Annotated in this window: 21 protein-coding genes; 16 read left to right on the top strand and 5 right to left on the bottom strand. The window is 60.3% G+C overall.

Features of this window, described 5'->3' with window-relative positions:
• Positions 1-30: 30 nt before the first annotated feature.
• On the bottom strand, positions 31-240 hold the full coding sequence (locus tag WA943_RS07335) for a NepR family anti-sigma factor (RefSeq protein WP_424469209.1): 210 nt from the start codon (positions 238-240) through the stop codon (positions 31-33).
• 177 nt (positions 241-417) lie between these two features.
• Here WA943_RS07335 and WA943_RS07330 point away from each other — a divergent pair, with 177 nt between their 5' ends.
• The 3 genes from WA943_RS07330 to WA943_RS07320 all read left to right on the top strand — a co-directional run bounded on the left by WA943_RS07330 (position 418) and on the right by WA943_RS07320 (position 2,379).
• Positions 418-1,215, top strand: coding sequence for a response regulator (locus tag WA943_RS07330; RefSeq protein ID WP_424469208.1), 798 nt, complete (start codon positions 418-420; stop codon positions 1,213-1,215).
• Positions 1,216-1,387: 172 nt separating this feature from the next.
• Positions 1,388-1,765 (top strand): cyclic nucleotide-binding domain-containing protein, encoded by a 378-nt coding sequence (locus WA943_RS07325; protein ID WP_424469207.1) that lies wholly within the window; start codon positions 1,388-1,390, stop codon positions 1,763-1,765.
• On the top strand, positions 1,762-2,379 hold the full coding sequence (locus WA943_RS07320; RefSeq protein WP_424469206.1) for a sigma-70 family RNA polymerase sigma factor: 618 nt from the start codon (positions 1,762-1,764) through the stop codon (positions 2,377-2,379). The genes WA943_RS07325 and WA943_RS07320 overlap by 4 nt, the downstream gene beginning before the upstream one ends.
• Before the next feature lie 69 nt (positions 2,380-2,448).
• Here WA943_RS07320 and WA943_RS07315 read toward each other — a convergent pair whose 3' ends face one another.
• Positions 2,449-2,625 carry a DUF1328 domain-containing protein gene (locus WA943_RS07315; protein ID WP_424469205.1) on the bottom strand — a complete coding sequence of 59 codons (177 nt, stop codon included), beginning with the start codon at positions 2,623-2,625 and terminating at the stop codon, positions 2,449-2,451.
• An 83-nt stretch (positions 2,626-2,708) separates the two neighbouring features.
• Positions 2,709-2,861, bottom strand: coding sequence for an entericidin A/B family lipoprotein (locus tag WA943_RS07310; protein ID WP_424469204.1), 153 nt, complete (start codon positions 2,859-2,861; stop codon positions 2,709-2,711).
• A 253-nt stretch (positions 2,862-3,114) separates the two neighbouring features.
• On the opposite strand from WA943_RS07310, the gene otsB reads away from it, so the two are divergent.
• From otsB to WA943_RS07295, 3 genes are all read left to right on the top strand, one after another.
• The gene (gene otsB, locus WA943_RS07305) at positions 3,115-3,927 is read left to right on the top strand and encodes a trehalose-phosphatase (RefSeq protein ID WP_424469203.1); all 813 of its coding nucleotides are present in this window, start codon (positions 3,115-3,117) and stop codon (positions 3,925-3,927) included.
• A 3-nt stretch (positions 3,928-3,930) separates the two neighbouring features.
• Positions 3,931-5,415, top strand: a complete 1,485-nt coding sequence (otsA, locus tag WA943_RS07300) for an alpha,alpha-trehalose-phosphate synthase (UDP-forming) (protein WP_424469202.1) — start codon at positions 3,931-3,933, stop codon at positions 5,413-5,415.
• An 86-nt stretch (positions 5,416-5,501) separates the two neighbouring features.
• Positions 5,502-5,867, top strand: a complete 366-nt coding sequence (locus tag WA943_RS07295; protein ID WP_424469201.1) for a hypothetical protein — start codon at positions 5,502-5,504, stop codon at positions 5,865-5,867.
• On the opposite strand, the gene WA943_RS07290 is transcribed toward WA943_RS07295, so the two are convergent.
• Positions 5,839-7,491, bottom strand: a complete 1,653-nt coding sequence (locus WA943_RS07290) for a beta-(1-6) glucans synthase (protein WP_424469200.1) — start codon at positions 7,489-7,491, stop codon at positions 5,839-5,841. The two genes, WA943_RS07295 and WA943_RS07290, sit on opposite strands and share 29 nt — an antisense overlap.
• A gap of 151 nt (positions 7,492-7,642) precedes the next feature.
• Entirely contained in the window at positions 7,643-9,154 is a 1,512-nt protein-coding gene (locus WA943_RS07285) for a sigma-54-dependent transcriptional regulator (protein ID WP_424469199.1), read from the bottom strand.
• A 348-nt stretch (positions 9,155-9,502) separates the two neighbouring features.
• On the opposite strand from WA943_RS07285, the gene WA943_RS07280 reads away from it, so the two are divergent.
• From WA943_RS07280 to WA943_RS07235, 10 genes are all read left to right on the top strand, one after another.
• Entirely contained in the window at positions 9,503-10,357 is an 855-nt protein-coding gene (locus tag WA943_RS07280) for an OmpA family protein (RefSeq protein WP_424469198.1), read from the top strand.
• A 162-nt stretch (positions 10,358-10,519) separates the two neighbouring features.
• A complete protein-coding gene (locus WA943_RS07275) occupies positions 10,520-12,355 on the top strand; it encodes a M3 family oligoendopeptidase (RefSeq protein ID WP_424469197.1) in 1,836 nt (611 codons plus the stop codon).
• Positions 12,352-13,743 (top strand): ABC1 kinase family protein, encoded by a 1,392-nt coding sequence (locus WA943_RS07270; RefSeq protein WP_424469196.1) that lies wholly within the window; start codon positions 12,352-12,354, stop codon positions 13,741-13,743. Before WA943_RS07275 ends, WA943_RS07270 begins: the two co-directional genes overlap by 4 nt.
• A 25-nt stretch (positions 13,744-13,768) precedes the next feature.
• Positions 13,769-14,227: a PaaI family thioesterase gene (locus WA943_RS07265; protein WP_424469195.1), complete on the top strand. Its 459-nt coding sequence runs from the start codon at positions 13,769-13,771 to the stop codon at positions 14,225-14,227.
• Positions 14,224-15,195, top strand: a complete 972-nt coding sequence (locus tag WA943_RS07260; RefSeq protein WP_424469194.1) for an alpha/beta fold hydrolase — start codon at positions 14,224-14,226, stop codon at positions 15,193-15,195. Before WA943_RS07265 ends, WA943_RS07260 begins: the two co-directional genes overlap by 4 nt.
• Before the next feature lie 133 nt (positions 15,196-15,328).
• Positions 15,329-15,478 (top strand): aa3-type cytochrome c oxidase subunit IV, encoded by a 150-nt coding sequence (locus WA943_RS07255; protein ID WP_424469193.1) that lies wholly within the window; start codon positions 15,329-15,331, stop codon positions 15,476-15,478.
• Positions 15,479-15,606: 128 nt separating this feature from the next.
• On the top strand, positions 15,607-16,740 hold the full coding sequence (locus tag WA943_RS07250) for a Re/Si-specific NAD(P)(+) transhydrogenase subunit alpha (protein WP_424469192.1): 1,134 nt from the start codon (positions 15,607-15,609) through the stop codon (positions 16,738-16,740).
• A complete protein-coding gene (locus tag WA943_RS07245) occupies positions 16,656-17,054 on the top strand; it encodes an NAD(P) transhydrogenase subunit alpha (RefSeq protein WP_424469191.1) in 399 nt (132 codons plus the stop codon). Before WA943_RS07250 ends, WA943_RS07245 begins: the two co-directional genes overlap by 85 nt.
• Before the next feature lie 13 nt (positions 17,055-17,067).
• Complete coding sequence (locus WA943_RS07240) at positions 17,068-18,474, top strand: NAD(P)(+) transhydrogenase (Re/Si-specific) subunit beta (RefSeq protein ID WP_424469190.1); 1,407 nt, start codon at positions 17,068-17,070, stop codon at positions 18,472-18,474.
• A gap of 72 nt (positions 18,475-18,546) precedes the next feature.
• Positions 18,547-18,897, top strand: a complete 351-nt coding sequence (locus WA943_RS07235; RefSeq protein ID WP_424469189.1) for a DUF6614 family protein — start codon at positions 18,547-18,549, stop codon at positions 18,895-18,897.
• The last annotated feature ends 47 nt before the right edge of the window (positions 18,898-18,944 follow it).

Here is an 18,944-nt window from a genome sequence, read left to right as displayed (position 1 = left end):
GCAGGATTTTATCGGCTCGCTACCGCCTCTTCAGCCGTCCTGCTCAGTAATCTGGTCAAGCTTCCTCATCAGTTCCGCGAGATCGTCGGGGACCGGTTCCTGAACCACATCTTGGTAAACGCGCCGCAGACTACGCCCGAGCGCTTCGCGCCGTTGCCTTGCTTCTTCGCGATTTGACGCCGCCTTGCCCCCTGAATTGGTGCCCGCCGACGCGCCTTGTCTACCCTTGCCTGACGTCATTTCCAAACTCTGCCGTCCTGATTTGCGGCGTATAAGAAAAAAGGCCACAAAACTCGCGGCGTGAATGAAACTCTTTTTCGGCTCAATGGTTCCATCAAGTAAGACATATTCTGCCCACTAATTTCAGTGCACCATGGAGACCGGTCCTGCCGGATGAACAAAGGAGTCCAGACTGATATGTCACTCGCACAGGAACTCGGTCCGCATCTGCCGTATCTTCGTCGCTATGCTCGTGCTCTGACAGGCAGCCAGGAACGCGGCGATTCCTTTGTACGCGCAACCTTGATGGCGATCATCGACAATCCAGCCTGCTTCCCGACAGGTATCGAAGCACGTCCCGGCCTGTATCAGTTGTTCCATACGATTTGGGCGACCGTCAATATTGAGGTCCAACCGGATGGCGCAGCAGAGTCCGATCCGACGCGGATAGCCGCGGAAAAGCTTGGCCGCCTCACGCCTCTCAACCGTCAGGCCTTGCTGCTGACGGCGATGGAGGGGTTCAGCGCCGCCGATGCAGCCCTCATCATCGGTGTCGCCAATGAAGAAATGGACGCCCTGCTCGAAGCTGCGCTGGCGCAGATAGACAGTCAGATCGCGACCGAAGTGCTGATTATCGAGGATGAACCGATCATCTCGATGGATCTTGAGGAAATCGTCCGCGAGCTGGGCCACAAGGTCAGCGGCACGGCGGTGACGCGCAAGGAGGCCGTGGCGGCTGCAAAACACAGGCAGCCCGGACTTGTGCTTGCCGATATTCAGCTTGCCGATGGCAGCTCGGGCATCGATGCGGTGAAAGATATTCTGGGCGGCATAACCGTTCCGGTGATCTTCATCACGGCATTTCCCGAACGCCTGCTGACGGGCGACAGGCCGGAGCCGACCTTCCTCATCACCAAGCCGTTTCAGCGAAATGCCGTCAAGGCTGCGATCAGTCAGGCGCTGTTTCTCAGCAGCACTGTGTCGCTGGCGGACTGATTGCCACGAATAGGCCCAATTTGCGGAGTTCCATATGGAACCCGTTGAGGCGCTGTGCGTTTAATTCGAGCGCCATCTCGATTTATGGAGTTGGTCGCGATCTGTTTTCTCCGGTCTCTCGTATCTCTCCAGGAGGTTGCGACATCCACTCCGGTCACGACGCGAGGGCAGCATGATGCCTCTGTTCAAGCGGCTGTCTCATTATGCCGAACTGACAGAAAGTGATTTCGCACCATTGCGAACCCTCCCCGCGCAAAAACAGGTTGCGGAGCGAGGGCGCGACATTGTCGTCGCAGGCGAGGCGTTTAAGCGCGCCTTCATCGTCGAGAGAGGTTGGGCCATTCGTTATCAGATGCTCAAGGATGAGAGACGTCGGGTTTTGAATGTGCTCATACCGGGCGACATGTTCGGCCTGCAGGGTTTTGTTGCCGCCGAAGGCGATCATTCGGTCATCGCAGTCACCGACATGAATTTGCCGACGATTGCGCCCGTCGCGGCGCTTGCTGTGACGAACAGCGCAAAGGCGATACGCGCCGAGGTGCCCGCATGAGTGACGCGCCGCAACCTCGTCCCGATGTCATTCATCTCAATGACGAAGACTTCAAGACGGAGCTGGCGGCTGTCATCCCGCAATTGCGCGCCTTCGGGCGAAGCCTTTGCGGGCATCGGGAAATGGCCGACGATCTCGTTCAGGAAACCATGCTGAAGGCCTGGACGGCGCGCAAGCGGTTCGAGGCCGGCACCAGCATGGCGGCGTGGACGCATACGATCCTGCGCAATCTCTTTCGCTCGCAAATGCGCCGTGCGCGCTTCACGGGCGAATGGGATGACGCGAAAGCCGAAGAGATATTGTCGGCGCCTGCAGGCCAGGAACAATATATGCAGCTTGCCGATTTGCAGCGTGCCTTGCTTAAGCTGCCGGCGGCTCAGCGCGAGGCGCTTGTTCTCGTCGGCGCGGGCGGATTTTCCTATGAAGAAGCCGCCGAGATTTGCGGCTGTGCCATCGGCACGGTCAAAAGCCGTGTGGCGCGGGCGCGCACAGCGGTGGAGCGGATGCTTTCAGGAGACGAGTTGGCCCTGCGCACGGATGAGCCGCTCTCGGCCGTATCTGCGCTCGACACCATCCTTCAGAATGTCGACGACCTGTCCGGCGACGGGCATTGATTTCATCGGCGGTGACAAGAAAAAGGGGCCCACGCGATGGGCCCCTTTCCTGTTTTAGATATGGCTCGTTTAAACCGGCGGGCGGCGTCCACGGACGACGCCGAACAGGAGGCTCGCCAGAAACAGAACCAGAAATACGACAAAGAGAATCTGCGCGATGCCCGCAGAGGTGCTGGCGATACCGCCGAAGCCAAGCACGCCGGCGATGAGTGCGATGATCAGAAATGTTATGGCCCAGGACAACATGAGCGTCTCCTCTCTACGACGCCTTTGTGCGACGTCGCTGTTCAATGGATAAGAAGAATTCAATGCGCCGTTTCAGCTTCTCGTCACTTGGCGTTGCGCGCCGAGTTTTCGATGGTCGAGCCTGTCGCCTTCACGTCCTTGCCGGCGCCTTCAACGGTATTGCAAGCGGCAAGGCCCGCAGCGCCATAACCGGCAACAAGCACCAGCAATGCGACGCGTGTGAAATTCTTCTTCATGATGTTTCCTCTTCTCTCGCATGGTGTCGTCGGCCGAGATGAAGGCCGATTGCATATTCTCGACATTCAACAAACGAGCGAGGCGGCGATTTGTTTCCATACCCCTTGTTGTGCGGTGCACGCGCCGGTTCTCGTAAATTCAATTAAATCGGAACCAAACGGAGCGCCTGCGCGTTAAATCCGTAACCCGGTCGTTTGTCTCCGCGGCACCACGTCATTTCAGCGCCCATATTTCTGCGGGTTAAGGCGCGGAATGCTCGTCGCGATCAACCTCATATCTGACGAAATGGGACAGAAACTTTTGTCTGACGAGATTTGTCTTTTTCTCGATGTTGACGGCACGCTTATCGATCTCGCGCCGCGACCTCAAGATGTGGCCGTGCCTCAATCCCTTCGTGGCGACCTTCTTCGCGCTACGCAAAAACTACATGGTGCGCTTGCGCTGATCAGCGGTCGCAGCGTCGATGCCATCGACAGGCTTTTCCATCCGTTGCGGCTTTGCACGGCGGGGGTTCACGGCGCGGAATTGCGGTTCGTGCCCGATGCAGAGGTCGTGCAGGCGCCATCTGCTCTCCTTCGTGTCGATTTGCGCAGGAAACTTGTCGCGCTCGCTCAGCATTTTCCGGGCGCAATAGTCGAGGATAAGGGCGCGAGCGTCGCCATGCATTATCGCGCCTGTGCCGACCGGCGCATCGAGATGCTTGCCGCAATCGATAGCGAACTTGCGCGTCAGGCCGATCCGCGTCTCGTTATTCTGCCCGGTCATTTCGTTTTCGAGGTGAAGCACAAGGGTTACGACAAGGGAACGGCGGTCGCCGCATTCCTAGACACCGCCGCCTTTCACGGCCGTTTGCCCGTGATGATCGGCGACGATGTAACGGATGAAGCAGGTTTCAGGACCGCCATAGCGCGAGGCGGCTATGGCTTTTCCGTCGGGCGCGATGTCGAGGGAGCAAGCGGGCGTTTCGATCAAGCCGAAGATGTGCGCCGCTGGCTGGCGCTGGTCGCGAGCGAATGGTCAGGCCCGTCCGTTTCATTGTTGCCGAATAGAAAAACTGGAGTGTAGCTGGTGTCACGTCTTATCGTCGTTTCAAACAGGGTCGCAGTGCCGCAAGCGGGGCGGGCAAAGGCAGCAGGCGGGCTTGCCGTTGCCATCAACTCCGCCTTGCGTGAACGCGGCGGCGTCTGGTTCGGCTGGAGCGGGCACGTCAGCGAGACGCCTTCGCTCACGCCTGAGGTCACGACCAGCAACAATATCGATTATTGCGTCACCGATCTGTCGCCTGACGATCTTCAGGAATATTATCACGGCTTTGCCAATCGCGTGCTCTGGCCCCTGATGCATTACCGCGTCGATCTCGCGGAATTTTCACGTGCCGATCTGTCCGGCTATATGCGCGTCAATGAAGAATTCGCCGAACATGTTTCGCGTTTTCTGAAGCCCGACGATGTCGTGTGGATTCACGATTATCATCTGATGCCGCTGGCAAAATTTCTGCGCGAGCGCGGTCACCGCAACAAGATCGGCTTCTTCCTGCACATTCCTTTTCCCTCGCTCGAAATCATTCAGGCATTGCCGCATCATCTGGAAGTCAGCGCCGCATTGACGCAATACGATCTCGTCGGCGTTCAGACCGAAAACGACCGCGAGAATCTCGCGCGTTATTTCGCGCTGCTTGGCGGGCGCGAGATCGACGGTGATCATCTTTTTGAATTTCCTGACAGGCAGGTTCGGATCGGCGCGTTTCCGGTCGGCATCGAGACGGAGGTTTTCGCCCGTTGTGCGCGGCGCATCAGCCGTTCCTCCTTCGTCAAGGAGGTACGAGAAAGCATGTCGGGCCGCAGCCTCGTCATAGGCGTCGACAGGCTCGATTATTCGAAAGGCATTCCAGAGCGCATGGACGCCTTTGAGCGCTTTCTCGCTGCGAACGAGGATTGGCACAACCGCGTCACCTATCTGCAGATCACGCCGAAGAGCCGTTCCGAGGTGCAGGAATATGCCGACATGGAACACCAGATCAACGCCAAGACGGGGCAGGTGAACGGCGACTATGGCGAGGCGATCTGGACGCCGATCCGCTATATCAATCGCAGCTATTCGCGCACGGCGCTTGCCGGTCTTTATCGCATGGCCGATGTCGGCCTCGTCACGCCCTTGCGCGACGGTATGAACCTCGTCGCCAAGGAATATGTCGCCGCGCAGGATCCCGCCGATCCGGGCGTTCTCATTCTGTCGCAATTTGCGGGTGCCGCCTTCGAGCTTGGCGACGGCGCCTTGCTCGTCAATCCACATGAGGCGGAAGCCGTGGCGGCGGCGCTGAAGCGTGCGCTTGAAATGCCGCTGGATGAACGGCGCAGGCGCCATGCGGGCATGATGAAGATCGTCGAAGAAAACGACATTCATCGCTGGGCGGCGCGGTTCCTGTCCGCCCTGTCGGCGGGCGATGCATCCCGGCAGCCTGCGTCTTTGGCGAAAAAGGCGGGTTCGCGCGGCGGGAGCGACGCAAGCAGCGGCGGCGGGGTATCCCGCCATATATCCTTTCCGGCAGCCTAGATCGTCTTCATCTTCTTCCGGCGCTTGCGACCTGCTATAGCGAGCGGGCAGGGGAATGCTCCTTGCGCTATCGCTGGAGAAATTTCGTGACCGATGCCGCGCATTCATGGCCCCGTTCCCGCATCGCGTCCTGGCTCGTTGCCGGGGCGGCCATTCTCGCCGCCGCCCTTTTGATGCGCTATCTCGTGATCGAACCCCATGCCATCGGCATAGCCTGCGCCGATGACACCGGACCCTGGTGGTGCGAGCCGCGTCAGGCCGTCGTGATGATGCATATATGGAAGGTCTGGGGCTGGCTCGGCCTTGCAGGCGGCCTTGCCGCCATCGCCTTCGGCTGGCGCTGGGCGATCTGGCTCGGCTTCTCGATGAGCCTTGTCGGGCTCGTGCTCTACAATTCGGAATATGCCGCGGTCGGTCTGGTGCTTACGCTTTTGCGTCTGCCGCGGAGCTGAAGACGCCGAACACGGCCGCTTTCAGATTGCCGATCCATGGCAGTGCAAACAGCAGGTTGAGCAGGCACCAGGTCAGCGCTTCGGCGTTGTGCGGGCCTTCATTGAAGGCAATCACGCCGGCATTGACGATGAAGAGCAGCGCGAACAGCGTTTCCTCGCGGCGGTTCGGCAGCGCGCGCTTGTGGTCGCCGCGATTGAGCGCGAGCAGCGCAAGGCTCAGTGCCGCAAGGCCGAAGGCGGCGAGCGGAAAATCGCGATAGCGATTGTCGAAGCTCAGGCCCATCGAAACAACCATGGCGGAGAATGCCACGGCGAGCTGCGTCAGCCCCAGATAGAGCGGCATTCCAAGACAGGCGCGGTTCGGCGCGCGCAGCCAGTCGAGGGTCGCGGCAATCGGCATGGGCCCGGCTGCCTGACGCTTCTTGGTGATCTCGGGCAAAACGAAAACGACGACGGCGAGCGACTGGGCAAAGAGCAGCAATTCGACGGCACCTTCGAGCGGCGTGCGCCACGCCACGATCGAATGCTCGGCCTGAAGGAGAAGCGCCGTGCCCGCAAAGCCCGCGCCGAAGCCTGCGGCAAGGCCGCCCAGCGCTTCGGGCTTGCCGCCGCGCCAAGCCATGATCATCAGCACGAGAAGCGAAAGCGCGAAGCTTGAGCCTGCTTCAAGACGCCATTTTGGATGTTCGGAAACGGGGCCGGTCCAGGGAAATTTCGGTTCGCGATCGGTGGTGAAGAAACCCCAGTGACCGCCGACCGTGCCTTCCAGCGCGCGCTTCCATGGCTGGTCGAAGGCTTCGATCAAATTATAATCGAGGTCGACACTTTCGGCATAGGCTGCGAATTCACGCAGATAGCGCGCTTCGGAAACGATCGACGGCACGGCGCCGCCGCGCTCGCGACCATGGCTCGGAAACCCCGTTTCGCCGATGAATATGCGTTTGCCCGGAAAATGCGCGGCGACATCCTCGCGCACGCTTTTCAGGTAGTTGACGCCTTCGGCCGCCGAGGTCGGATTGTTCTCCCAATAGGGAAGAATATGGATCGTGACGAAGTCGGCTGCGTCGGCAAGCGCCGGCGGCGCCTTCATCCAGAAATCCGTCACATCGGCATAGGTCACGGGCAGGCCCGTCGCTTCCTTCACCGTTTTCAGATAGCGCACCAGATCGTCGGGCGTCTGTTCGCCGCGCAGCAGCACTTCATTGCCGACGATGATGGCGCGGATCGCCTTGGGATAGGCATTGGCAAGCTCGATCGCCTGCGCGATCTGCTTTGCGTTTTTCTCCTCGTCCATCCCGATCCAGATGCCGAGGAGCACCTGCATGCCGTGCTTGGCAGCAAGCGGCACGGTCGCGGCAAGGCCGAGATCGACGCTGTAGATGCGGACGCAATCGGTCACACTCGAAAGCAGCACGAGATCGGCTTCGATGCGGGCGGGATCGGCGATGAAATCGGGATTGAAGGGCGTGTCGCTGCCGCGATAGGGCGTATAGCTGACGCAATGCACCTTTCCCGCGGGCGCATCGACCATGTCGACGGGCGCGCCCAGGAATTTCCAGATGAAAACCGTTATCAGTGCGGTTGCCACGAGGCCCAGCAGGAAGGTAACGGGCGCCATCTTCATTTTGGGCGAAACTTCTATTGTGCAATGCGGAGGGGAGGAGATAGCACTCTTCGCGCAATGGGATCAATGGTGTGCCATATGGCCCCTCCGGACGGCAAAACGGCGCGAGATGCTATCCCGCGCCGTTCCGCTTGCGATTATGTGAGGCCGATCAGGAGCCTTCGCGGACTTCAAGGCCAAGTTCGCGGACCTTTCGGTAGAGCGTCGAACGGCCAATGCCGAGGCGACGCGCCACTTCCGTCATGTGGCCCTTATATTTCTCGATGGCGAGGCGGATCATCTCCGCTTCGATGTCTTCGAGCTTGCGCACATTACCCGCATCATCCGTGACGGCGATGCCGTCGGAGAAATTCGAGCGCGCGAATTCGGCGAGCGTGTTCCGGTTTTCGCGCATCGGCGCATGTGCCGGTTCGGCGTAGCTCTGCGCGGCGACAGGCGCGAGCGAGGGTGCGCGCGGCATGGCGGATTCCGCATAGCCGTCGACCATGCTGGCGATCTGCGGAAAGTCCGAGGCCTCGAGCATTTCGCCGTCGCAAAGCACGATGGCGCGGAAGACGGCGTTTTCGACCTGACGCACGTTGCCCGGCCAGTCGAAGGCGCAAAGCATGGCGAGCGCGTCGCGCGAAATGCCGAGCACGGGCTTGCCTTCTTCCGCCGCGAGGCGACGGATGAAATGCGCGACGAGATCGGGAATGTCGTCCTTGCGCTCGCGCAGCGGCGGCACATTCATCGGGAAGACATTGAGGCGATAGTAAAGGTCTTCGCGGAAGCGGCCTTCCTTCACCATCTGCAGCAGATCGCGGTTCGTTGCAGAGATGAGGCGGATATCGACCTTCACCGGCTTCTTGGAGCCGACGGGATCGACCTCGCCCTGTTGCAGCGCGCGCAACAGTTTCACCTGCACGTCGAGGGGCAGCTCGCCGATTTCGTCGAGGAAAAGCGTACCGCCGCTGGCTTCCTGAAACTTGCCGGCATGCTTGTCGCTGGCGCCGGTGAAGGCGCCTTTCTCATGGCCGAAGAGAATGCTCTCGACCAGATTTTCCGGGATGGCGCCGCAATTGACGGTGATGAAGGGTTTGCCCGCGCGTTCGCTCTCGCCCTGAATGGCGCTGGCGATCAGCTCCTTGCCGACGCCGCTTTCGCCTTCGATCAGAATGGGAATGTTCGACTGGGCGGCGCGCTTGCCGAGACGGATCACCTGACCCATTCCGGCGCTGCGCGCGATGAGGTCGGAGAAGGTCAGGCGGCCTGACTGCTTCTTCTGCAAACGCGAAATTTCACCCGTCAGCGCATTAACCTTCAGCGCATTGCGCATCGACACGTGGAGGCGCTCGGGGCTCACCGGCTTGATGACGAAATCGGTCGCGCCTTCGCGCATCACGTTGACCACCGTTTCGATGCCGCCATGCGCCGTCAGAACGATGACCGGCAGGTTGGGCTTCGTCGGATGGACGCGCTTCAGCACTTCCATGCCATCGACGCCGGGCATCACAAGGTCAAGGATCACCAAGGAAATTTCGGAGCCGGATGGACCTTCGAGATAGGTCAGGGCCGCCGCGCCGCCGTCTACCGAGACGGCGCGATAACCATCGCGATTCACGACCTCTTCCAGAATGCGTCTCTGTGCAGGGTCGTCGTCGACGATCAGTATGGCCTGAGTCATTACGTGCCTCGATGGTTCAGGGAATGCGGGTCATATGCATCTACCTGGCCCATATTGGGGCGAAGTGGTAAAGACCATCTTAATCCTATGGCAACCTTCGGAGCGTAGGTTTCTTCCATAAAACTGGGTCAATAACTCCCCAAATTGGCCCCGGGTGAAATCGTCTCGGATACGGAATAGTGTTGCCATCGTGTAACTTTGAGGCTCGAACTTAAGGGAAATTGGCAAATCCGGTTGATGGTCGGTCGGGTTCCATGCGATTAGATTGCCTGATGTTAGATACCGGTGGGGTCCGGGCCTCCCGTCACGAAGTCGGGCGGTTGAGCATAAATAACGACGGAGATTGGGATGAAAATGATATCCCGCCTTATAGCGATGGGGACTTTCCTCGTGCTTGCAGGCTGCGGCACCTGGACTGCTGAATCGTATCTGCATGAAACGATCAGCGGCGACTCCTTCAACGCGTGTCTGGCTCGCGAATATCAGGAGAGGGCGACCTCTGAAGCTTATGTCGACTGCAATTGGGTCGACACAGCCGCTATCGTTGCAAAGGGTCGCGCTGCGGCCGCTGGCGAGACGGTGCTTCCTTGGGATCCTTCCACGCGTGGCGTGCTCGCATCCGACCTGCCTGAGCTGCAGGACGCGCGTGCGAAGCTGCTCGCAGCGCTCGATAATGGTGGTCGCACTGGCCCCCGTGCTTGCGAATGCGCCAAGGCGCAGCGTTACTATGACGGCTGGGTTGAGCAGGCGAGCGACAATAAGCTCGGCAACAATGGCTCGTGGCTCGGTGGCGAAGGCGGTCCGGTTCAGCCGGAACGCGTGAAGGCCGAGAAGGCAGCTTTCTATGAAGCGCTGACGGCTTGCGAAGCAAGGGCAGCTGTTGCCGTGGGCGGTCCCTGGACCATCTACTTCGGCTTCAACAAGTTCAACCTGACGCAAGAAGCACAGGCTGTGATCCAGGAAATCTCGAAGTCCGCTACTCCGGCCTTCGCGGTTGTTGGTCACACCGATACGTCGGGCAGCAACGCCTACAACAACGCTCTGGGCAATCGTCGTGCGACCTCGGTCGCCAACGCGCTCACGGCCAATGGCAAGTCGACCTGCTCGGTCACTTCGGATGGCGAGGCGAACCTCGCAGTCCAGACGGGCGACGGCGTGCGTGAGCCGCTGAACCGCCGTGCGGTTGTGTCGGTCTGCCCGTAAGGGTCGTCTCGATAGACAGATTGAAGGCCCCGACCGCAAGGTCGGGGCCTTTTCTTTTGGCGCTCGGCGTAAAGCTTTTCTTGGCCCATGTTGAACATGGCGTCCCGCCGCGCGATATAAGCTTGAGGTCGGCTTTCCTCGGCCTCCAAGCCCGGAGTGTTCATGCGTCACTTTTCAAAGCCCCTTCGCTCGCTTGCAGAGCCATCCGCATCCCCATCGGCTGAGAGCGATCTGCCCGTCTGGGATTTGAGCGATCTCTATTCGAGCCCTGAAGCGCCGGAACTCGGCCGCGATCTTTCGCAGGTGGCAGACGCCGCCAGGACCTTCGCCGCGCAGTATCGCGGCAAGCTCTCCGCGCTTGTCGGTGCGCCGCAGGGTGGCGAGGCGCTGGCCGAGGCGATCCGCGCTTACGAAGCGATGGAAGACACGCTTGGCCGCGTCATGTCCTATGCCGGGTTGCTTTACGCGACCGACAATACCAATCCCGTGAATGCCAAGTTCTATGGCGACATGCAGGAGCGTGTGACGCAGATATCGACCGATCTGCTTTTCTTCACGCTTGAACTCAATCGGCTGGAAGATGAGGCGATGGCCGCAGCGCTCAAGGCGCCCGCGCTCGCTCACTACGCGCCCTGGCTTCGCGATCAGCGCATGATGCGCCCCTATCAGCTTTCCGACGAGATCGAGACGCTGCTGCACGAAAAAAGCGTCTCGGGACGCGGCGCATGGAATCGCCTCTACGACGAAACGCTTGGGCGTCTCACCTTCGACATTGATGGTGCGCCCGTCGCGCTTGAGGCAGCGCTGCATCACCTCTCCGACAAGGAGCCCGCAAAGCGCGAGGCGGCGGCGAAGTCTCTTGCGAAAGTGTTCGAGGCCAATATCGGCACCTTCACTCTTGTCACCAACACGCTTGCCAAAGACAAGGAGATCGAGGACCGCTGGCGTCGCTTCGACGACATCGCCTCGTCGCGTCACATCGCAAATTGCGTCGAGCCCGAAGTCGTCGCAGCGCTTGTCGATGCAGTGCGCAAATCCTATCCGCAATTGTCGCATCGCTATTACGCGCTGAAAGCCAAATGGCTGGGCCTCGACAAGCTCGAATATTGGGATCGCAACGCGCCGCTGCCGGAAGCGGATGACGCGCATATTCCATGGGCGAGTGCGCGCGAAACCGTGCTCACCGCCTATCGCGGCTTTACGCCGAAAATGGCCGACATCGCCGAGCGCTTTTTCGACAATGGCTGGATCGATGCGCCGCTGCGCCCGGGCAAGGCCACGGGCGCCTTCGCGCATCCGACCGTGCCGAGCGCGCATCCTTATGTGCTCGTCAATTATCAGGGCAAGACGCGCGATGTGATGACGCTTGCCCATGAGCTTGGTCATGGCGTCCATCAGGTGCTTGCCGCAGGGCAGGGCACGCTGATGGCCGACACGCCGCTGACGCTTGCCGAAACCGCCAGCGTCTTCGGCGAGATGCTCACCTTCCGCAAGCTGCTTGCCGATACGAAAGACCCGAAGTGCCGCAAAGCCATGATCGCGGGCAAGGTCGAAGACATGCTCAATACGGTCGTGCGCCAGATCGCCTTCTATACATTCGAGCGGCGCATCCACACGGCGCGGCGCGAAGGCGAACTCACCGCCGAGCAGATCGGCAAGATATGGATGGAAGTGCAGGGCGAAAGCCTTGGGCCTGCCATTCATCTGGGCGAGGGCTATGAGACTTATTGGTGCTACATCTCGCACTTCATTCATGCGCCGTTCTACGTCTATGCCTATGCCTTCGGCGATTGTCTGGTGAATTCGCTTTATGCCGTCTATGCGCAAGCGTCTGAAGGCTTTGCCGAGCGCTATCTCGACATGCTGTCCGCAGGCGGAACATTGCGTCACAAGGAGCTGCTCGCTCCCTTTGGCCTCGATGCCAGCGATCCTGCTTTCTGGGACAAGGGCCTTTCCGTCATTCGCGGATTGATCGACGAATTGGAACAGGAGGCATGAGCGACAAGAAGCCCGATGTGACGCTAAAGGGGGCGACGCTGAAGGACGAGGAATCCAATCGTCTCGGGCGACGCATGAAACGCTATGCGCAGGTCGGCGCAGGCGTTGGCGGGCTTGCCGCGAAATTTGCGGGCCAGCGCATGTTCGGCCTGACGCCGAATAACGACAAGACGGCGCGCGAATTGAAGGTCGCGCTTGGCGGGCTCAAAGGTCCGATCATGAAGGTCGCGCAAATGCTCGCGACTGTTCCCGATGTCGTCCCGCCGGAATTTGCCGCCGAGCTTTCAGAGCTTCAGTCGGCAGCGCCTGCGATGGGCTGGCCCTTCGTCAAGCGGCGCATGCGTGCCGAACTTGGGCCGGGCTGGGAGGCGCGGTTCAAATCATTCGAGCATGAAGCCGCCGCCGCCGCTTCTCTCGGTCAGGTGCATCGCGCCACCGCGCTTGATGGCACTGCACTTGCCGCAAAGCTTCAATATCCCGACATGCAATCGGCGGTCGATGCAGACCTCAATCAGCTCGGCATCATCTTCTCGATCCATCGCCGTATCGACACGACAATCGACACGCGCGAGATCTATGCCGAGATCCGCGCCCGTCTCGTCGAAGAGCTCGACTATGAGCGCGAGGCCGCGCATATGCGGCTTTACGCCGATATCTTCGCGAAGGAGCCGCGCATCGCCGTGCCGGTCGCGGTGGACGATCTTTCCACCAAGCGGCTCCTCACCATGACCTGGCTTGAAGGTCAGCCGCTGCTTTCCTTCCGCGATCGCTCGCTTGCAGAGCGCAACGCCATTGCGGAAGCCATGTTCATGGCATGGTGGCTTCCCTTCAGCCATTACGGCGTCATTCACGGCGATCCGCATCTCGGCAATTACACGGTGCGCGAAACGCTTGGCATCAATCTTCTCGACTATGGCTGCATCCGCATTTTCCCTGCCGCCTTCGTCGAAGGCGTGGTGGAGCTTTATCGCGCGCTTGAAACGGACGATCGCGACCGCGCGGCGGCGGCCTATAAGCGCTGGGGCTTCACAAAGCTCAGCAACGAACTCATCGACGTTCTGAATGTCTGGGCCGGTTTCATCTATGGCCCGCTTCTCGACAATCGCGTGCGCTCGATTGCCGATGGCGTCAGCCCGGCAGAATATGGCCGCAAGGAAGCCTTTCAGGTTCATCAGGCCTTGCGCAAGCTCGGGCCGGTGACGCCGCCGCGCGAGTTTGTTTTCATGGATCGCGCGGCCATCGGTCTTGGCGGCGTCTTTCTGCACCTCGGTGCAGAGTTGAATTTCTACAAGCTCTTCAACGAAACCATCGAAGGCTTTGATGTGGGCAAACTTGATAAGCGTCAGGCGCGCGCGCTAAAGAAGGCGGGCGTGCCGAAGCCCGTGTGACCCTTATTCAAATCGAGACTTTTCCATGACCGACGATCTCCTCGAAGAAAGCTCCATTTCACTTCCGGCTGGCTATCAGCCGATGAACTGGTTTCACGGCTTCGGGCGCCAGATCGGGCCGCTTTATGAAAAGATCGGAACCGATGGCGAGTATGCGCGCGCCTTTCTCGTGCAGGAGCATCACACCAACGGCATGGGCAATTGCCATGGCGGCATGTTGATGGCTTTTGCCGATATGGCATTCGGTCATGCCGTCACGATGAAGGCGCATCGCTATTGGGTGACGGTGCGCCTTCTCACCGATTTTCTTTCGGCGGCGAAAGTTGGCGACTGGGTTGAGGGCAATGCCGTGATCGTCGGCACCGAGGATGATTTCTTCACCGTGCAAGGCCGCATCTGGTGTGCGGACCGCGTCATCATGACGGGCACCGGCGTCTTCAAGGCGCTGGGTGATCGGCCCGTAAAAAAACAGGCGAGCGCATGAGCGATCTACTGCCTGCAATCGCGCCGGGTGACGAGCAGGGACCACTGGTCATTGACGCGCCCGGCTGGTTTCAGCGCGCCATCGCCATTGAGCCCGAAAGCAGCACCATCACGGTTGAAGGCACGCAAGTTCACTATCTGCGCTGGGGCGATCGCTCCAAGCCCGGTCTTCTTCTTGTTCACGGCAATGGCGCGCATGCGCGCTGGTGGTCGTTCATCGCGCCGTTTCTCGCGCGTGAATATTCCGTCGCCGCCATCGACGTGTCGGGCATGGGCGATAGCGGCTGGCGCGAGACATATTCGCTCGAGGTTTTCGCCGAGGAACAGATCGCGGTTTGCGAAGATGCGGGCTTCTTCAAGAATGAAGAGCCGCCGATCATTGTCGGGCATTCATTTGGCGGTTTCATCACCATCCTCACCGGCGCGCTTTATGGCGAACGGCTTGCGGGCACGGTCATCGTCGACAGCCCGGTCAATCCGCCCGAGCGTCCCGGTGGCCCGCCCAGTCGCGAGTTTCGTCCTCACCGCGTCTATCCGACGATTGACGAGGCGATGGGCCGCTTTCGCCTTGCGCCGCCGCAGCCTTGCGAGAATCGCTACATCCTCGATTACATCGCGCGCCATTCCCTGAAAGAGGTTGATGGCGGCTGGACCTGGAAGTTCGATCCGGCGATCTGGCAGCGATTCGATATTGGCGACATGAGTGCGCGTCTGGCCGCCACGCGCTGCCGCATCGCCATCATGCGCGGCGAATTCTCCGTGCTGCTGCCGCCGGAGATCGGCGATTACATGTCCGGGCTTCTCGGCCGCTCCGCGCCCCTTATCGAAATTCCGCAGGCGCGCCACCACATCATGCTCGATCAGCCGCTGGCTTTTGTGTCCGCATTGCGGGCGCTGCTGGCCGATTGGGACCACTCAAAGCCGACGCGGCGCACCGACTTTCCAAAGAGCTCGCCCTTCGAGATTTGATGCTGTGCAAATTCGGGCGAGAGCCCTGCATAAGCATGGACAGGCATGTGCCTCGCACGCTTGCCGTAGGCCCTCGCTTTGCTATAGTCCGCGCTGCTCAAAAAGGCAGACATCACGATAAGAGGGCGGATACATGGCTGAGAACAAGGCAACTCCCGATTGGGGCGCAGCAATGCGTGCGGATGAGCATATCGGCACCTATGCCGGTTTCCTCACCGTTGCCAAATGGGGCATTGGCGCGCTTGTCGTCATTTTCGTGCTTATGGCCATTTTCCTTCTGTAAGCCGGTCGACCGCCGATAATGCCCGGGGCTGGGGTTGACTATCATGCCCAAGGCATTTAATTGGAATAATTCTAATTAGCAGAGGCCGCCGATCCGGCGGCCGCTCTTTGCTACACACAGGCATGTTCATGAAACTTGCGATCCCCAGAGAACGGCAGGACGGCGAAACGCGCGTCGCAGCCTCGCCGGAGACGGTGAAAAAGCTTGTCGCCCTTGGCCTCGACGTCACCGTCGAAGCAGGGGCGGGCGCTCAAGCGAGCGTCTCCGATGCCCTTTATCAGGAAGCGGGCGCGAAAATCGCCGCCACTGAAGCCGAGGCGCTGAAAGATGCGGATCTCGTCTTCAAGGTGCGCGCGCCCAGCGACGAGGAAATCGGCCTGATGAAGCGCGGCGCGATGCTTGCCGCCATACTCAATCCCTATGACGACAAGGCGCGCATCAAGAAATATGCCGATGCAGGCATCAACGCCTTCGCCATGGAATTCATGCCGCGCATCACGCGCGCGCAGTCGATGGACGTGTTGTCGTCGCAGTCGAACCTTGCGGGCTACAAGGCTGTCATCAATGCGGCGGCCGCGTTCACGCGCGCAACGCCGATGATGATGACGGCGGCGGGCACCATCGCGCCAGCGCGCGCCTTCATCATGGGCGTCGGCGTCGCGGGCCTTCAGGCCATTGCGACCGCAAAGCGTCTCGGCTGCATCGTGTCGGCGACGGACGTTCGCGCGACCACGAAAGAGCAGGTCGAGAGCCTTGGCGGCACTTTCGTCATGGTCGAATCCGAGGAATCGGGCGATGCGGCCGGCGGCTATGCCAAGGAAATGAGCGACGAGTACAAGCGCGCCCAGGCCGCTCTCGTTGCCGAACACATCAAGAAGCAGGACATCGTCATCACCACGGCGTTGATCCCCGGTCGTCCGGCCCCCGTTCTCGTCAGCGAGGACATGGTCAAGACGATGAAGCCCGGTTCGATCATCGTCGATCTGGCGGCGGAACGCGGCGGCAATTGCCCGCTGACGGAACCCGGCAAGACGGTCGTCAAGCATGGCGTCACGATCATTGGCGATCTCAATGTCGCCGCGCAGCTTTCAGTCGACTCTTCGGCTCTCTATTCCAAGAACCTGCTGAACTTCATCACGCCCTTGATCGACAAGGACACGAAGTCGCTCAACATCAATTGGGAAGACGAGATCATCACCGGCACGGCGCTGACGCGCGACGGGCAGGTGGTTCATCCGCAATTCCGCGAAGGAGCAAACTGATGGAAACGGTAATCGATCCTCTGGTTTTCCGGCTTGCGATCTTCGTGCTCGCGATTTTCGTCGGCTACTACGTTGTGTGGAGCGTGACGCCTGCGCTGCACACGCCGCTCATGTCGGTCACGAACGCCATTTCGTCGGTCATCATCGTCGGCGCGCTGATCGCCGTCGGCGTCGATCTGACGGTTGCGGGCGATGCGGGCTGGATGTCCAAGGGCCTCGGCTTTGCCGCCGTGATCCTTGCCTCGGTCAACATCTTCGGCGGCTTCCTGGTTACTCAACGCATGCTTGGCATGTACAAGAAAAAAGATCGCTGAGGGGCGCCCAGACATGTCAGCCAATATCGCGGCACTTCTTTACCTGGTCTCCGGCGTCCTGTTCATCATGGCGCTTCGCGGCCTGTCCTCACCTGAAAGCTCGCGCGGCGGTAACCGCTTCGGCATGATCGGCATGGGTATTGCCATCGTGACGACGCTTACCGTTCTGCAGACGCAGAACCAGACGACATGGGCGCTGGTCCTTGTCGGCGTCATCATCGGCGGCGGCATCGGCGCCGTCGTCGCGCGTCGCATTGCCATGACGGCCATGCCGCAGCTCGTCGCCTTCTTCCATTCGCTGGTCGGTCTTGCTGCGGTGCTCGTCGCCTGGGCGGCCTTCTTCTCGCCCGCCGCTTACGGCATCGGCGAGCTTGGCGCGATCCATCCCGGCAATCTCATCGAGATGTCGCTTGGCGTCGCCATCGGCGCGATCACCTTCTCGGGCTCGATCATCGCCTTTGCGAAACTCAACGGGAACATGTCCGGCGCGCCGATCATGCTGCCGGGGCGTCACTTCATCAATGCGGCCATGGCGCTCGCCATTGTCGGCGGTGTCGTGTTCCTCTGCCTCGATCCGGCGAACCAGTCGGTCGAGCTGTTCCTTGCGATCACGCTCGTTGCCTTCATCTTCGGCTTCCTGATCATCATCCCGATCGGCGGCGCGGACATGCCCGTCGTCGTCTCGATGCTGAACTCCTATTCGGGTTGGGCCGCCGCCGGCATCGGCTTCACGCTTGGCAACCTCGCGCTCATCATCACCGGCGCTCTCGTCGGTTCGTCGGGCGCGATCCTTAGCTACATCATGTGCAAGGGCATGAACCGCTCTTTCATCAGCGTCATTCTTGGCGGCTTCGGTGCGGATACGAGCGCCGCGGCAGGCGGCAAGGTCGAGACGCGCCCTGTGAAGCAGGGTTCGGCGGACGACGCTGCCTTCATCATGAAGAATGCGGGTTCGGTCATCATCGTTCCGGGTTACGGCATGGCGGTGGCGCAGGCCCAGCACGCGCTGAAGGAAATGACCGACCATCTGAAGAAGGAAGGCGTCAAGATTTCCTACGCCATCCATCCGGTCGCCGGTCGTATGCCTGGTCACATGAACGTGCTGCTCGCCGAAGCCAACGTCCCTTACGACGAAGTTTTCGAGCTTGAAGACATCAACAACCAGTTCGCGCAGGCCGACGTTGCCTTCGTCATCGGCGCGAACGACGTGACGAACCCGTCGGCGAAGACGGATACGTCGAGCCCGATTTACGGCATGCCCATTCTCGACGTCGAGAAGGCGCGCACCGTGCTCTTCATCAAGCGCGGCATGGGTTCGGGTTATGCGGGTGTCGAAAACGAACTGTTCTTCCGCGACAACACGATGATGCTGTTTGGCGATGCGAAGAAGATGGTCGAGCAGATCATCAAGGCGCTCTGAGCTTTCACGGCTCTGGTATCGCGGGCGGCGCTTCGAAAGGGGTGCCGCCCGTTTTCGTTTGAGGGGGAGCAAATGGATATTTATCACGGCTGGTGCGACCTGAAGCCCGGCGTCTCGGACACGCAATTTGCGGATGCCTTTGCGCGCTACATGGGCCATCTGAAGCGCGAGGGGAAGGTCGAGAGCTTTCGCCTGACGCGGCGCAAGCTGGGGCTCGGGCCGTCCCATCTGGCCGATTTCCATTTCATGATCGAAGTGCGCGACATGGCGCAACTCGACGAGGCCTTTTCCTTCGTCGCAACGCGCGCGGGCGAGATCGAGGGCGAACATCGCGGCGTCAACGCGCTGGTCCAAAACGTCACCTTCGCGCTCTACCGCGACTTCCCCGATGCGGTGAGGAAGCGGGGCGAGGAGAAGTTTTAGGTCTCCCCACACTCCGCGTCGTCCCGGGACTTGTTCCCGGGACCCAT

It is taken from the genome of Parvibaculum sp. (assembly GCF_049651025.1).
Classification (GTDB): domain Bacteria; phylum Pseudomonadota; class Alphaproteobacteria; order Parvibaculales; family Parvibaculaceae; genus Parvibaculum.
Note: the sequence above shows the minus strand (reverse complement) of the source record. Positions and strands in the feature narration are given on the sequence as shown.